At 72.1% G+C, this 14,983-nt stretch carries 12 protein-coding genes; 8 read left to right on the forward strand and 4 right to left on the reverse strand.

Translation table 11 applies throughout. From position 1 onward, the window contains the following. Position 1: 1 nt before the first annotated feature. Together C3942_RS04845 and C3942_RS04850 are read left to right on the forward strand one after the other, a co-directional pair. Positions 2-2,476, forward strand: coding sequence for an ABC transporter permease (locus C3942_RS04845; protein WP_104229234.1), 2,475 nt, complete (start codon positions 2-4; stop codon positions 2,474-2,476). A gap of 295 nt (positions 2,477-2,771) precedes the next feature. Then, positions 2,772-3,761 (forward strand): malate dehydrogenase, encoded by a 990-nt coding sequence (locus tag C3942_RS04850; RefSeq protein ID WP_104229235.1) that lies wholly within the window; start codon positions 2,772-2,774, stop codon positions 3,759-3,761. On the opposite strand, the gene C3942_RS04855 is transcribed toward C3942_RS04850, so the two are convergent. Continuing rightward, positions 3,758-4,390: a TetR/AcrR family transcriptional regulator gene (locus C3942_RS04855; protein WP_104229236.1), complete on the reverse strand. Its 633-nt coding sequence runs from the start codon at positions 4,388-4,390 to the stop codon at positions 3,758-3,760. The genes C3942_RS04850 and C3942_RS04855 overlap by 4 nt on opposite strands. A 105-nt stretch (positions 4,391-4,495) precedes the next feature. Between C3942_RS04855 and C3942_RS04860 the strand changes: the two genes are divergently transcribed. From C3942_RS04860 to C3942_RS04875, 4 genes are all read left to right on the forward strand, one after another. Continuing rightward, positions 4,496-5,737, forward strand: coding sequence for an oxygenase MpaB family protein (locus C3942_RS04860; protein WP_104229237.1), 1,242 nt, complete (start codon positions 4,496-4,498; stop codon positions 5,735-5,737). Positions 5,738-5,768: 31 nt separating this feature from the next. Next, positions 5,769-6,731 (forward strand): magnesium transporter CorA family protein, encoded by a 963-nt coding sequence (locus tag C3942_RS04865; protein WP_104229238.1) that lies wholly within the window; start codon positions 5,769-5,771, stop codon positions 6,729-6,731. 88 nt (positions 6,732-6,819) lie between these two features. Further along, positions 6,820-7,767 carry a chorismate transformation FkbO/Hyg5 family protein gene (locus C3942_RS04870; RefSeq protein ID WP_104229239.1) on the forward strand — a complete coding sequence of 316 codons (948 nt, stop codon included), beginning with the start codon at positions 6,820-6,822 and terminating at the stop codon, positions 7,765-7,767. Positions 7,768-7,771: 4 nt separating this feature from the next. Further along, complete coding sequence (locus tag C3942_RS04875) at positions 7,772-8,764, forward strand: alpha/beta hydrolase (RefSeq protein WP_104229240.1); 993 nt, start codon at positions 7,772-7,774, stop codon at positions 8,762-8,764. Between the two features lie 101 nt (positions 8,765-8,865). On the opposite strand, the gene C3942_RS04880 is transcribed toward C3942_RS04875, so the two are convergent. Both C3942_RS04880 and glpK read right to left on the reverse strand, forming a co-directional pair. Next, entirely contained in the window at positions 8,866-9,255 is a 390-nt protein-coding gene (locus C3942_RS04880; RefSeq protein WP_165797321.1) for a group I truncated hemoglobin, read from the reverse strand. Positions 9,256-9,400: 145 nt separating this feature from the next. Next, the gene (gene glpK / locus C3942_RS04885) at positions 9,401-10,873 is read right to left on the reverse strand and encodes a glycerol kinase GlpK (protein ID WP_104229242.1); all 1,473 of its coding nucleotides are present in this window, start codon (positions 10,871-10,873) and stop codon (positions 9,401-9,403) included. 156 nt (positions 10,874-11,029) lie between these two features. On the opposite strand from glpK, the gene C3942_RS04890 reads away from it, so the two are divergent. Then, on the forward strand, positions 11,030-13,216 hold the full coding sequence (locus C3942_RS04890) for a hypothetical protein (RefSeq protein ID WP_104229243.1): 2,187 nt from the start codon (positions 11,030-11,032) through the stop codon (positions 13,214-13,216). A 3-nt stretch (positions 13,217-13,219) separates the two neighbouring features. On the opposite strand, the gene C3942_RS04895 is transcribed toward C3942_RS04890, so the two are convergent. After that, complete coding sequence (locus C3942_RS04895; protein ID WP_207765973.1) at positions 13,220-14,515, reverse strand: hemolysin family protein; 1,296 nt, start codon at positions 14,513-14,515, stop codon at positions 13,220-13,222. 148 nt (positions 14,516-14,663) lie between these two features. Between C3942_RS04895 and C3942_RS04900 the strand changes: the two genes are divergently transcribed. Next, the gene (locus C3942_RS04900) at positions 14,664-14,897 is read left to right on the forward strand and encodes a hypothetical protein (protein WP_104229245.1); all 234 of its coding nucleotides are present in this window, start codon (positions 14,664-14,666) and stop codon (positions 14,895-14,897) included. Positions 14,898-14,983 lie beyond the last annotated feature (86 nt).

Raw genomic sequence — 14,983 nt, forward strand, 5'->3', positions numbered from 1 at the left:
CATGAGCCCGGCCCTGGGTTTCGCGCTGCGGCGCCTGCGCCGCGGCTGGAAGAGCGGCGAGCTGCTGATCCTGACGCTGGCGCTGGCGGTGGCGGTGGCCGCGCTGTCGGCGGTGGGCCTGTTCACCGACCGGGTACGCAGCGCCATCGACAGCCAGACCGGCGACACCCTGGGCGCCGACCTGCTGTTCAGCTCGCGCAATCCGCTGCCCGACACGCTGCTGCAGCGGGTCGCCGGCAGCGGCGCGCGGACCAGTTCCTTCGTGCAGTTTCCCAGCGTGGTGCTGAACGGCGAAGCCACCGCCCTGGCGTCGATCAAGGCGGTCGCGGCCGGCTATCCGCTGCGCGGGCAGCTGCGCCTGTCGGAACTGCCCTTCGGCCCGGCAAGGCCGGTGGAAGGCATCCCGGCGCCGGGCGAAGCCTGGGCCGACGCGCGCCTGTGGCAGGAACTGGGTCTGCAACCTGGCGCCAGCGTGCAGGCCGGCAGCTCGCACTTCCGCATCGTGGCGGTGCTGGAAAGCGAGCCCGACCGCGGCAACGGCTTCTCCGACCTGGCGCCGCGGCTGATGATCAATCACGCCGATCTCGCCGCCACCGGCCTCACCGGGCCCGGCGCGCGCGCGCAATACACGCTGATGGCGGCAGGCGAAGCCCGGGCGCTGGAGCCGCTGCGCACGATGACGCTGCCGGCTGGCGTCCGGCGCATCGCACCGCAGGACGCGCGGCCGGAAATCCGCAATGCCCTGGGCCGCGCGGGCCAGTTCCTCGACATCGCCGTGCTGGCGGCGACGCTGCTGGCCGCCGCCGCCGTGGCGCTGTGCGCACACCAGCACGGCGCCAAGCTGCGCGACGAGGTGGCGCTGCTCAAGTGCCTGGGCGCGGGCCGCGCCTTCCTTGGCCGCGCCCTGCTGCTCAACCTGCTGCTGCTCGGCGCCGCCGGAGGACTCGCCGGCGCCCTGCTGGGCCTGGCCGCGCAGGAGGTGGTGGCCCGCCTGCTCGCCGAGCTGCTGCAGATCGCCCTGCCGCCGCCCTCGCTGCAGCCGCTGCTGCTGGCCTGGGGCCTGGGCCTGCTGATGCTGCTGGGCTTCGCCGCGCCGCCGGTGCTGCAGGCGCGGGCGGTGCCGCCTCTGCGCGTGTTCCAGCGCAACGCCGGCGGCTCGCTGCTGACCGGCGCGATCTGGCTCGCCGCCGGGGCCACCGTCGTGGCGCTGCTGTGGCTGCAGACCGGCGATCCCAAGCTGGCGGCCGCGGTGCTGGTCGGCGCCGCCATCGCGCTGGGCCTGCTGGCGCTGCTGGCCTGGCTGCTGGTGCTGGCGCTGTCGCCGCTCAAGCGCGCCGTCGGCAGTTCCTGGCGCTTCGGCCTGGGCAACATCGCGCGCCGCCGCGGCGCCACCGTAGCGCAGGTGGTGGCGCTGGGCCTGGCGCTGCTGGCCCTGCTGCTGGTGTCGGTGGTGCGCCAGGACCTGCTGGCCAGCTGGCAGGGCAAGCTGCCGCCGGACACGCCGAACCAGTTCCTGATCAACATCCAGCCGGCGCAGCGCGACGCGCTGCAACAGTTCTTCGCCGAGCGCGGCTATGCCGACATCCAGCTCTGGCCGATGGCGCGCGCGCGTCTCACCGGGCTCAACGGCAAGCCGGTGACGGCCGACTCCTTCAGCGACCCGGAGACGCAGCGCTGGATCAACCGCGACTTCAACCTGTCCTGGTCGACCACGCTGAACGACGACAATCAGCTGCTCGAAGGCGACTGGTGGGGCGAGGCCGGGCGCGGCAAGCCCTGGATCTCGGCCGAGGACTACGCCATCGAGCGGCTGGGCCTGAAGCTCGGCGACCGCATGACGCTGGACTTCGCCGGCACGCCGGTCGAGCTGACCGTGCGCAACTTCCGCAAGGTGGACTGGGGCAGCTTCCGGCCCAATTTCTTCCTGCTGGTGCCGCCCGGCGTGATCAGCGACGTCAACGGCCAGTACATCGGCAGCTTCCACCTGCCGGCGGAGCGCCGCGCGCTGCTGCGCGAACTGGTGGCGCAGTTCCCCAACGTCACCGTGCTCGACATCGACGCGGCGATGAAGCAGGTGCGCGGCATCGTCGACCGCGTGGTGCGCGCGGTGGAGTTCATCTTCCTGTTCACGCTGCTGGCCGGCCTCACGGTGCTGCTCGCCGCCATCGAGGGCACGCGCGCCGAGCGCGTGCGCGAAACCGCGCTGCTGCGCACGCTGGGTGCACGCAGCGGCACCATCGCCAAGGGACTGCTGTCGGAATACGCGCTGCTGGGCCTGCTGGCCGGCCTGGTCGCGGCCATCGTCGCGCAGGGCGTCGCCTGGGCGCTGGCGGCGCGCGTCTTCGAGATTCCCTACGGCCTGCGCCCGGCGCTCTGGGGCATCGGCGCCGGCGCCGGCATGCTGCTGGTGGCCGGCATGGGCTGGCTGTCGCTGCGCGGCGTGCTGCGTACCCCGCCGCGGCAGGTGCTGGGCTGATTCCCCCGCTGGCCGGAGCGAGCCGCCGCATCGGCGGCCGGCCCGCCCGAGGCCGCGGGAGGCCTCGATCCTGCGCCTGGTGGCCGGGGGCCAGCCGCCCGCTCCCAGCGGATCTCCGACGGGACGGTGAAGAACCACCTTACCGGCATCCTGCGGAAGCTCGACGCCCGCTGGCTGCCGGCTCCGCCGTCCCTTCCCCGGCCGGTTTGGTCAAATTTGAGCCGGGACCGGCCGAAAACGGCTAAAATTGCCGCCCCTTTGCCCCGCCCGTCCTGAATCCAGGGAGTTTTTACCGATGAAGAAGCCCGTCAAGGTCGCCATCACCGGCGCCGCCGGCCAGATCGCCTACTCGCTCATTTTCCGCGTCGCCTCCGGCTCCCTGCTGGGCCCGGACCAGCCGGTCATCCTGCAGCTGCTCGAAGTGCCGGTGCCGGAAGTGCTGGAGAAGCTGAAGGGCACGGTGATGGAGGTCGATGACTGCGCCTTCCCGCTGGTGCACAGCATCGAAATCCACTCCGACCCGATGTCGGGCTTCGAAGGCACCGACTACGCCCTGCTCGTCGGCGCCCGCCCGCGCGGCCCCGGCATGGAGCGCAAGGACCTGCTGACCGCCAACGGCGGCATCTTCGGCCCCCAGGGCAAGGCCCTGGCCGCCAAGGCTTCCAAGGACGTCCGCGCCCTGGTCGTCGGCAACCCGGCCAACACCAATGCCCTGATCGCCGCCACCGCCGCCGCCAAGGGCGGCCTGGATCCGAAGCAGATCCACGCCATGGTGCGCCTGGACCACAACCGCGCCGTCAGCCAGCTCGCCACCAAGACCGGCGTGCACGGCAACGACATCGAGAAGGTCATCATCTGGGGCAACCACAGCTCCACCCAGTACCCGGACATCAGCCACACCACCGTCGGTGGCAAGGCCGCCAAGAGCCTGGTCGACCAGGCCTGGGTCGAGAAGGACTTCATCCCCACCGTGCAGCAGCGCGGCGCCGCCATCATCAAGGCGCGCGGCCTGTCGTCCGCCGCCTCGGCCGCCTCGGCCGCCGTGGACCACGTGCGTGACTGGGCCCTGGGCTCCAACGGCAAGTGGGTGTCCATGGGCGTTCCCTCGGACGGCAGCTACGGCATCAAGCCGGGCATCGTCTACGGCTACCCCTGCATCTGCAAGAACGGCCAGTACGAGATCGTGCAGGGCCTGAGCGTGGACGAGTTCTCGCGCGCCCGCATGACGGTCACCGAGAACGAGCTGCGCGAAGAGCGCGCCGCGATCGAGGACCTGCTCGCCTAAGAGCGCCGTCGCTTCACCGGGGGAGGCCGCCGCGAGGCGGCCTTCTTTTTTGCCCCCGCCAGCACATAGGCCCCCAGCATGTCGGCCAGCGCGCCGATCACCTCGTCGCGCCGCAGCACCGGGCGGTCCAGGCTGAGGTAGTAGGCCACCGTATAGTGCAGCGAGTTGATCGCCACGAACAGCGCCGCCGGCAGGTTCTCCACGCGGTACTGCTCATGGTGCCGCAGCAGGTAGACGCGGCAGGCCTCCGTCATGTGCTGCTCCAGCGCGCGGAAGGTGCTGCGCGTGCGCAGGCGGTCCCAGTGGCGCGTCAGCTCGCGCCGGCAGGGGTCGTTCTCCACCACGTCGAACACCGCCTCGAGGATGCCGCGCGTGATCTCGCGGGCATCGGCGTCGATCATCGCGCGCAGGCGCGCATCCACCACCGCCAGCAGCTCCGCCGCGTGCCGCTGCAGCAGGGCCTCCACCAGGGCGTCCTTGTCGTCGAAGTACTGGTACAGCGAGCCGATGCTGACGCCGGCGGCCTCCGCCACATGGTTGGTGGTGAGATTGTCCAGGCCGCGCTCCACGATCACCTGGGCCGCCGCATCCAGCAGGGCGGCCACCATGTCGCGCGAACGCTGCTGCACCGGCCGCTTCCTCAAAGGACCCCTCCCGACGCGAGTTGAATGCGAGCAACTGCTCGCAATAGGGTAGTCCCATCCGCCGCCCTGCGGCAAACCAGGACGCCCGCCATGGCCGAAGGCTCCAGCCACCCCGCCATCCCGCGCCGCCACGGCGCCGATCTGGACACCGGCCGCCGCATGGCCGGCCCGCTGCGCTGGCTGATCCGCGGGGACCCGGAGCCCAGCGCCGCCCAGTGGCGGGCCGTGGGCGAATCCCTGAACCAGGGCGATCCCGCGATGGACCGGCTGGTGGAATGGATGGGCAGCGAGGGCCTGCGCCGGACCAAGCCGCTGTTCGACCTCGCCGTGGGCCAGGGTATCGACGCGGTCCCCGATGCCCCCGCGCCGCTGCGCCGCTTCTTCGCCGAGGTCGAGGCCCGCCCGGCCTGGGTCGATCCGGGGCTGCTGGACGAGGGGGCGCGGGCCTGCGGCATCTCGGGCCTGGCCGGCATGCACGTGCTGCGCGACTTCGGCCTGATGGCGGGTTACCAGGCCAGCGCCATCAACCGCACCCTGGTGCTGACCGGCGCCCTGCAGAAGGGCGCGCAGCGCCGCGTCGCGGAAACGACGAAGTGGTGGGTCGATGCCACCCGCCCCGGGGGCATGGCACGCGGCGCCCCCGGCTGGCGCAGCACGCTGCAGGTGCGCCTGATCCACGCCATGGTGCGACGCCATGTGCAGCGCCACCCGGAGTGGGACGCAGCCGAGCTGGGCCTGCCGGTGAACCAGGGCGACATGCACGCGACCTACCTCGCCTTCAGCGTGATCTTCCTGTTCGGCCAGCGCCTGCTGGGCGTGCCGCTGAGCGCGCGCGAGGGCCGCGCCGCGATGCACCTGTGGAAGTACATCGGCTGGCTGATGGGCCTGGACGAGCGCTGGCTGGGCGACAGCGAGCAGGCCGGCCGCATCGCGCTGTACCACAACCTGCTGGCGCAGGCGCCGCCGGACGAGAGCAGCCGCCAGCTCGGCCGGCCCCTGGCGGACGAACCCTTGCAGCGCCGCTACCGCAACCTGGGCTGGCTGCGGGGCCGCTGGAACCGGGCCAAGCACCTGTCGATCGCCCGCGCCTTCATCGGCCGCCCCGGCATGGACGCGCTGGGGCTGCCGCAGGGCGTGCTGCCCTGGTACCCGGTGCTCAGCTTCGCCCCGCGCCTGGGCTGGCACCTGGCCCATCGCCTGGTGCCCGGCGGCCGCGAGCGGCTGGTGCGGCACGGGCTGAAGGCGCAGGAGGACTACCTGGAGGTGCTCTTCGGCGAGGACGAGCGGGGGCTGGCGGAGCCGATGCCCGGGACGCACGAAGCAAGTCGCTGACTGCACCCCTGCATCCTGTTATTTTTGAAGGATGCAGATCTTCCACTTCAACAACGGCGAGCCGCCCCGGATCCTCCCCCCGGATGCGCCCCTGCCGGAGACCGGCCTGATCTGGGCCGACTTCCTGCGCGACGAGGCCGAGGGCTGGGAGTGCTGGGCCGAGCCCAATGTCGGCGTGGCGATCGAGCCGCAGCACGTCAGCGACAGCATGAACCCCTATCACCCGTCGTTCTTCGACGGCACCTCCGAATACGACATGCTCGTGTTCCAGGGCCTGGGCCCCAACGAAGATCCCTTCCCCGTCGAGACGCGCACTGCCGCCTTCTTCCTGTTCCGCCGCGTGCTGATCACGGTGCGCGCGGAGGACAACCTCAGCATCCACATCGTGCAGCAGCGCATCCGCGAGCGCCGCATGAAGAACCCCGACTCGGTGCTGGGCCTGGCCCACGCCGTGCTCGACGTGATGGTGGACCGCTACCTGAAGGTGCGCGAGCCGATGGAGCAGCGCTTCTCGGTGCTGCAGGACGAGCTGCTGGACCCCGACAGCCGCATGAACGACTGGCGCGCGCTGCTGCGCGGCCGCCGCGTGGCGCGCCAGATGGAGGCGCTGGCCGAGAGCCAGCTGGAGGCGCTGGATTCCTGGCGGCGCAACTCCTTTCTCGACTGCAGCCCGCACGACGAGATCAAGATCCGCGACCTGGTGGAACACGTGAACCGCGTGCTCAACCATGCCTCGGGCCAGGAGCGCGACATCGAGGCGGCGGTGCAGCTGCACTTCGCCATCGCCACCGGGCGCACCAACCGCATCGTGCAGTTCCTGACCGTGCTGTCGGCGATCTTCTTCCCGCTGACCCTGATCACCGGCATCTACGGCATGAATTTCGAGCACATCCCCTGGGCCGATGCGCGCTATGGCTTCGAGGCGATGCTGCTGTTCCTGCTCGTGATGGGCGTCGGCCTGCTGTATATCTTCAAGAAGCGCCGGTATCTTTAGCGCCCCGGCAATGCCTCTTCGCCGAAATCATAGCTTTCTGCATCAAAATTTAATAAATAGTCACGCCCTTCCGGCGTGACGCCCCCTCATGCGCTCCCCCCCCGCCCAAGTCACCCTGCCCAGCGCCGGCCCTGCCGCCCTGCTGGCGCGCCTGGAGTTTCAGCGCGAAGCGGCCGCAGATGGCGAGGCGCTGCGCTTCCCTCTGCAGCTGCTCGGCGGACATGCCGCCGAGGACTGGCTGGGCGGCGGCGGGGCGGAAATCCTGCCGGGTGGCCCCGGCCTGCAGCTGCGCCGCAGCGGCGACTACCTGTTCGGCCTGCTCAGCGTGCCGGCGGCCCAGTCCGTGGACATGGAGCGCGCCGCCTTCCTGGCCTACGGACACCTGCTGCGCCTGCTGCAGGAACGCGGCTACCCGCACCCGCTGCGGATCTGGAACTACTTCCACGAAGTCACCGGCGGCGACGGCGACGACGAGCGCTACCGCCGCTTCTGCGTCGGCCGCCACGAGGCCATCGCCGCGCCCGGCTTCGAGAGCCGCCTGCCCGCCGCCACCGTGATCGGGACCTTCGTGCCCGGCCTGCAGCTGGGCTTCCTCGCGGGCAAGCGGCCGGGCATCCCGGTGGAGAACCCGCGCCAGGTCAGCGCCTACCACTATCCGCGCGAATACAGTCCCCGTGCGCCGAGCTTTGCCCGCGCCACCCTGCTGGACCGGCTGCTGCTGGTCTCGGGCACCGCCAGCGTGGTCGGCCATGCCACGCAGCATCCCTACGACGCGCCGGCGCAGCTGCGCGAGACGGTCGACAACATCGGCGCGCTGCTCGCCCATGCGCGCCAGCAGCATTTCGCCGAAGAGCCGGCACTGCGCTGGCAGCCGCGTGCCCTGCGGCTCTACGTGCGCGACGCCGCGCAGGCGGCCGCGCTGCAGGCCCAGGCCGAGGCCCTGCTGGGCGGCCCGCTGATGGTGCTGCACGGCGAGATCTGCCGCCGCGATCTCGAGGTGGAGATCGAGGGCGTGTTCGAGGCGATTTCACGCTAGCCTCATGAGCCCGCGCGCCAGGCGACTGCTGCGCTGGGCCGTCTTCGCGCTGTCGCTGGCCTTGCTGTTCGCCGCCTCCGCCTGGCTGCAGTCCGTCACGCTGTTCTCGCCGGCGCGCAAACCCCTGGAGCCCCACCACCTCGCCGCGCTCGGCGACCCGCGCGGCCAGGGTCTGCGCATCCGCAGCCACGGCTGCATGGGCGGGCTCACGCCCTGCCTGCTGGTGGAGCCGGTGGCCGAGGCCGCGCCCGGCCGGCGCGGCATGCTGCTGCGCCAGCAGCTCTCCACCGCCGGCGTCGCGCTGCCACCCTACGGCGAGGCCCGCGGCATCGTGGTGCTGCTGCACGGGCGCCAGGGCCGCAAGGAAGACCTGCTGCCGGTGGCGGAGCGCTTCGCCGCCGCGGGGCTGCGCAGCGTCATCCCCGACCTGCCGGGCCACGGCGCCAGCGCCTTTCCACGCAGCGGCTTCGGCGCCGCGCCGGGCGAGGCGGAGCTGCCGCGGCAGGTGCTGCAGGAGTTGCAGGCAAGGTTCGCGCTGCCGCCGCAGCCGGCGGCGCTGTGGGGCATGTCGATGGGCGGTGCCTACGCGGTGCGTGCCGCGGCGCAGGATCCGCAGGCCTGGAAGGCACTGGCGGTGGTCAGCAGCTTCGATTCGCTGGGCGCGGTCGTGGACCGGCAGATCCGCCGCAGCCTCGGCCCGCTGGCGCCGCTGTTCCGCGGCACGCTGGACGGCATCGACCGCCTGCGCGGCACGGTGGACATCGCCGCGGTGCAGCCGCGCGACTGGGCGGCACGGGTCCGCGCCCCCGCGATGGTGGTGCACGGCAGCCGCGATCCGCTGGTCCCCGCCGAACGCGGACGCGCGCTCTACGAGGCCCTGGGCAGCCGCGACAAGGGCTGGATCGACGTGCCCGGCGGCACGCATGACGGCGTGCTGGTCACCGAGATGCCGCTGCATGCGCAGATGAGCGGCTGGCTGCGCCAGCGGCTGCGATGAGCCGCCAGCGCATCGGGTCCGCACTGGGCGTGCCGGCCTTCTGGGGACCGGCCGTGGTGTGCCGGCTGCTGGTGTTCAGGCCGGCCGGGCCCTGAACGCCCTCAGGCCGCGCCGGGCTGCCCGGTGACCTCGTCGGCGTAGAGGTTGATGCGCGCGATCAGGTCGGTGCGCTCGTCCTCGCTGAGCGGGAACTCCCGGAGCACCTCGAACAGATGCTGCACGAAGCGCTGGAAGTGCGGCAGCGTGATGCGGTGGGGCTGGTGGGCATGGATGATCGGCCGGCCCATGTAGCTCACCGGCCCGCCCAGCGCCACGGCGAACAGCTCCGCCTGCATGTGCTGCAGCTTCTGCATGGCCACCCCGCGGAAGAAGGGCGCCAGTTCCGGGTCGGCCAGCACCTGCTCGTAGAACACGCCGACCAGGCGGGCGACGCCGGGCGCGGCGCCGATGCGCTCGTAGGGCGTCTCTAACGCCGTGGCACTCCTGGACATGGCCGGATCTCCGCCTGCGGGACACGTGCCCAGGCTCGCAGCGGCGGCGCAGGAATGCATTGACCCGGGTCAATGCATCCGGGGGAACAGGGCCAGGGGCTGTTGACGCCACGCGATCGCTGCGACCGCGGTGGCGTCAAGAAGCCTAGCTGCACTTCACGCGCTGCACCGCGTCGAGCCAGCCGGCGTAGAGCTGGTCGGCCTTGCCTGCGTCGAGCCCCGGGGCGAAGCGGCGCTCCACGCCCCACAGCGCGGAGATCTCCTCCAGCGACTGGTAGACGCCGGCCTGCAGGCCGGCGAGGAAGGCGGCGCCCAGCGCGGTGGTCTCCACCGTCTGCGGACGGATCACGGGAATCTTCAGCATGTCGCTGAGGAACTGGGTGAGCCAGTCGTTGACCACCATGCCACCGTCCACGCGCAGCTCGGTGGGCACGATCGAATCCTGCGCCATGGCATTCATCAGGTCGCGCGTCTGGTAGCAGACCGACTCCAGCGCGGCGCGCACGATGTGCGCGATGCCGGAGTCGCGCGTCAGGCCCAGCACGGCGCCTCGCGCCTGCGGGTCCCAGTAGGGAGCGCCCAGGCCGGTGAAGGCGGGCACCAGGTAGACGCCCTGGGTATCGGTGATCGACCGGGCCAGGGCCTCGGTCTCGGCCGCGCCGCGGATCAGCTGCACCGCGTCGCGCAGCCATTGCACCGCGGCACCGGCGACGAAGATCGCGCCTTCCAGCGCGTAGGTGGTCTTGCCGTCGAGCCGGTAGGCCACGGTGGACAGCAGGCGGTTGCGCGAGCGCACGAAGTCGCCGCCGGTGTTGAGCACCATGAAGCAGCCGGTGCCGTAGGTGGACTTGATCATGCCCGGCGAGAAGCAGGCCTGGCCGACCGTGGCGGCCTGCTGGTCGCCGGCGATGCCGCCGATGCGGATCGCGCCGCCGAACAGCTCCGGCGCCGTGCTGCCGTAGTCGGCGGCACTGTCGCGCACCTCCGGCAGCAGCGCGCGCGGCACCTTGAAGAAGCTCAGCAGTTCCTCGTCCCAGTCCTGCGTGCGGATGTTGAACAGCGCGGTGCGCGAGGCATTGGTCGCGTCGGTGGCGTGCAGCTTGCCGCCGCTGAGGTTCCACAGCAGCCAGGAGTCGATGGTGCCGAAGGCCAGCTCGCCGGCCTCGGCGCGGGCCCGCGCCCCCGGTACCTGGTCGAGGATCCAGGCGATCTTGGTGGCGGAGAAGTACGGGTCCAGCAGCAGGCCGGTCTTGTCCGACAGCCAGTTGGAGCGCGACTCGTGCTGCTTGCAGAAGTCGCTGGTGCGGCGGTCCTGCCAGACGATCGCAGGGTGGATCGGCCGGCCGCTGGCGCGCTCCCAGAGCACGGTGGTCTCGCGCTGGTTGGTGATGCCGATGGCGGCGATGTCCCGGGCCGAGAGCTTCGCGTCCGCCAGGGCGCCCTTCACGCAGGCCAGGGTGTCCTGCCAGATGCGCTGCGCGTCATGCTCCACCCAGCCCGGCTGGGGGTAGGACTGAGGCAGCTCCTGCTGCGAGACCCCCCGCTTGCGGCCCTGCCGGTCGAACACGATGGCGCGGGTGCTGGTCGTGCCCTGGTCGATGGCGAGAAGGGCGGTCATGGTGGGGCTCCGGCGGGATGCATGGGCCCCGAAGCGTAGCAAGCCCGCTCCGGGACGCAACCGGCGGGAACCCCGGGATGCCGCGACGGGTCTAGAATGCGGCGCCGCTGCCGCAGGGCGCGGGGCGCTTCATCCAGGGTTCCAGGGATCATCACCATGCTTACACGTGTCGCCACCCGGCCGGCGTCGCTGCTGGCCGCCGCGCTGCTCGCCGCTTGCGGCGGCGGAACCGGCGACGGCGGCGGCAACCTGGCCAAGGACCTGGAGAGCGCCGCTCCGCGCCTGAGCCTGGAGACCCGCGCGATCCGCTTCAGCGCACCGGCCGACGGCGACACCCCGCCCGCGGCCCGCCTGGCCGGCTCGATGAGCCGCGCGGCCAGCCCCCTGTTCCTCAGCATCGAGCATGGCGACAACGCCATTGCCGGCGTCGACGTCCCCCGCATCGACGGCCTGCAGGCCAGCGGCCAGGTGATCCCGCGCCACCCCCTGAGCCTGGGCGAGGGCATCCACCGCGACAGCATCGTGCTGCGCGCCTGCCTCGATGCCGGATGCACGCAGCAGTATCCGGGAAGCCCGGTGACGGTTCCGGTGGAGTACGTCATCGGCATTCCGGTCACGCCGGCGCGGGTGCGGGTGGAAACGGTCGAAGGCCGCCGCCCGCCACCGCAGGCCCTGCGGCTGGACTACCACGGCGGCAGCGCCTCCTGGAGCGCGGCGGCCCATTACGCCGGCACCGGCGCCGGCTGGCTGGAAATCAGCCCCGCCAGCGGCGGCAGCCTGCCGGCGACGCTGCAGCTCGGCTTCGCCCCGCAGGCCACCCGGGCCGACGGCGCGCTGGGCTACTACAGCGCCAGCCTGCTGCTGCGCGTGGGGCACCAGGGCGAGCAGCGCGAAGTAGGCATCGAGTACACCGTGCTGCCGCTGCTGTCGGTGCCGGCGGCCGCGGCCTTCTCGGTGAGCGAATCGGCCCCCGCGGCGGGGCAGACGCGCCGCGTCGAGGTGAGCTCTCGCGATCCGCAGCGCGAGGTGCCCTGGACCGCCTCGCTGGAGGAGCCGGCGCCCTGGTTGCTGCTGTCGCAGGCCGAGGGCAACACCGGCGACGCCTCGCCGCTCGAATACTCGCTCGACGCGGCCGCCATCGCCGACCTGCCCAACGGCAACTACTCCACCACCATCGTCGTGGAGTCCAGCGCCGGCGGCGTGTCGGCGATCCGCATCCCGGTGGAGCTGACGCTGGACCGCCCCTTCCTGCGCAGCGCGCTGCCCTACCTGCTGCCGGCGGGGCGCCCGGCGCGCGTCGCGCTGTCCGGCGCGTATTTCGACCAGCTGGACATCAGGGCCCTGCGCCTGGGCGATCGGGAGATCGCGAGCGTCGAGCGCCGCTCGCCGACGCAACTGTTCGTGGACCTGCCCGCGCTGCCCCCCGGCCGCTACCCGCTGCGGCTGGCAGTGCCGGGCACGGCGGTGGGCAGCACCGCCGCGCTGGTGGTGCAGGCGCCCTTCAGCTATGTGGCCGCCGGCACCGCGCGTCCGCCGGCACCGCTGCCGGAGCATGCGCCCGGGTACGGCCTGCTCGATGCCGAGCGCCATGCCTGCAACTACGCCTTGCCCGGCCTGCCCGGCATCCCGCTGGCGCAGCTGCGCCACCTGGACGGCCAGTGGCGGCATCGCCAGGCGCCGGCGGGCCTGGGCAGCCCGCTGCGGCTGGTGATGCTCGACGGCGGCCGCGAGCTGCTGGCCTTCACCGACCAGGCACTGCGCCTGCTGGACCCCGCGACGCTGGCGGCAACGCGCAGCACCGAAGCACTGCTGCCCGGAGCCCCGGTGACGCAGGCCCAGGCCGCGGGCGACGGCACCGCGCTCTATGCGGTCGGCGGGGACAGTGCCGCCGGCGAGCGCCTGCTGCGTTACGAACCGGCCACCGGAGCCATCAGCGAGGCGGGCAGCCCGGGGTTGCCGGGCGCCCCCCTGGGCGCCTGGGGCCCGGTGGCGAGCGACCTGTTCGGCGGGCGCCTGGCCTGGGTCGCCGGCCCGGACATCGTCATCGCCGACGCCGCCGGCCTGGAACTGGCGCGCGTCCCGGCCCGGCCCGATGCCGAGCTGCGGCTGTCGCGCGACGGCCGCCGGCTGCTCGTGGCTTCGGAGCGCTCGGGGCCCGCGCCGCGGCTGGAGGTCTACGACATCGGCCATGCCGGCCAGACCGGCTTCGCCATCGGCCCGCCGCAGGTGCTGGCGCTGCCCGTGGGGGAAGCCGAGGGGCGGGAGCTCAACCTGGAGGAGACGGAGTCGGTCTACTGCGGGCCGCGCGGCGTGTCGGCGTTGCCGCTGCCGCAGGCGCCCTGAGGCCTATTCCTCGTCGGGACTGTCGTCGAGGCAGACGCGCAGCTTGTCGATGCGGCGGCCGTCCAGGGCCATGACCTCGAAACGCCAGTCGCCCATGCGCGCGATCTCGCCCAGGCGCGGCAGGTGCCCGAGCACGGACAGCACCAGGCCGGCCGCGGTCTCGTAGTCGCGCTCCTCGGGCAGGCGCATGCCCAGCATCACGCCCATCTCGTCCACCGACAGCTTGCCGTCCACCAGCCAGCTGCCGTCGTCCTGCCGGGTCACGCCCGGCCGCGGTTCGTCGCCGCGATGGAATTCGCCGGCGATGGCCGAGAGCACGTCGGTGACGGTGATCAGGCCCTGCAGGCTGCCGAACTCGTCGACCACGATGGCGGCGTGCAGCGGCGTGTCGCGCAGTTCGCGCATGGCGTCCACGGCGTCGAGGCTGTCGGGCACCACCAGCGCCTCGACCACGTACTTGGCCGGCTCGATCTGGCCGGCACCGTCGAGCAGCGCGTCGATCAGGCGCTTGGCCGACACCAGGCCGACGAAGTGATCGACGTCGCCGCGTCCCGCCACCAGCTTGGTGTGGCTGCTGGCGCGCAGGGTGGCGTGCTGGGCCTCCAGCGGCTCGTCCAGGTCCAGCCAGTCGAGCTGGTTGCGCGGCGTCATCAGCGCACGCACGCTGCGGTCGCCCAGGCGCATGACGCCGGCGATCATGGTCTGCTCCTCCGGGCGCACCACGCCGCTGGATGCGGCCTCTTCCACCAGCGCGTGGATCTCCTCGTCGGTGATGCGGCCCTCGCCCTCGCGGCGCCGCGGCAGCAGGCTCAGGAACAGGGCGCTGGAACGGTCGAGCACCCAGACCAGCGGCGCGGCGAAGCGAGACAGCATCAGCATCGGCGGCGCCACCAGCACCGCCAGGCGCTCGGGATAGCGCAGCGCCACCTGCTTGGGCACGAGCTCGCCGACGATCAGCGACAGGTAGGTGATGGTGGCCACCACCACGACCAGGGCGATGTCGTTGGCGTATTCGGCGGCGATGCCCTCGGCCATGAAGAACTGCGCCAGCGGTTCGGCCAGCACGGCACCGGAGAAGGCGCCGGCGAAGACGCCGACCAGGGTGATGCCGATCTGCACGGTGCTCAGGAAGCGGCCCGGCTTTTCCTGCAATTCCAGGGCGGTACGCGCTCCGGAGACGCCCTGCTGCTGCATCGCCTGCAGGCGCGCCTTGCGCGAGGAAACCACGGCCAGCTCGGACATGGCCAGCACGCCGTTGAGCAGCACCAGGCCCAGGACCACCAGGATGTCGAACAGCACGTGGGAATCGACTCGCCGCCTCGGAAGCGGCCATTCTAATATGAACCTTGCTTCAAGCCCGTGGCGGCCCCTCGCCCATACCGGGTAGGGCGGCAGGCGGCGGCCTGGCGCACAATCCGGCCATGACGGCGGCCCGGGAGGACATGCCATGACGCAGGACGCCTGCCCCTTCGAGTTCAATTTCGACCCCGCGACCTTCAAGGTCGGCGACACGGTCAGCTACCGCGTGCCGCGCTTCATGGGCATGCCGTTCGCCGCCACCATCGCCGCGGTGCACGAGGACCATATCGAGATCGTGGACGCCAGCGAGCCGGGCCGGACGATGCGCGCGACGCGCGAGAGCCGGCCGGTGGTGAGTGACGCGGAGGCCGGGGCGGCCTGACGCAGGTCGGCCATGGAATGTTTGGCCGCGCTGAGTCATGGACGACATGTCATGACGAAGTAAGCCAAACATGCCCGGGGTTCGAT

Origin of the sequence: Solimonas fluminis, assembly GCF_002930645.1 — a bacterium.
GTDB lineage: Bacteria > Pseudomonadota > Gammaproteobacteria > Nevskiales > Nevskiaceae > Solimonas_A > Solimonas_A fluminis.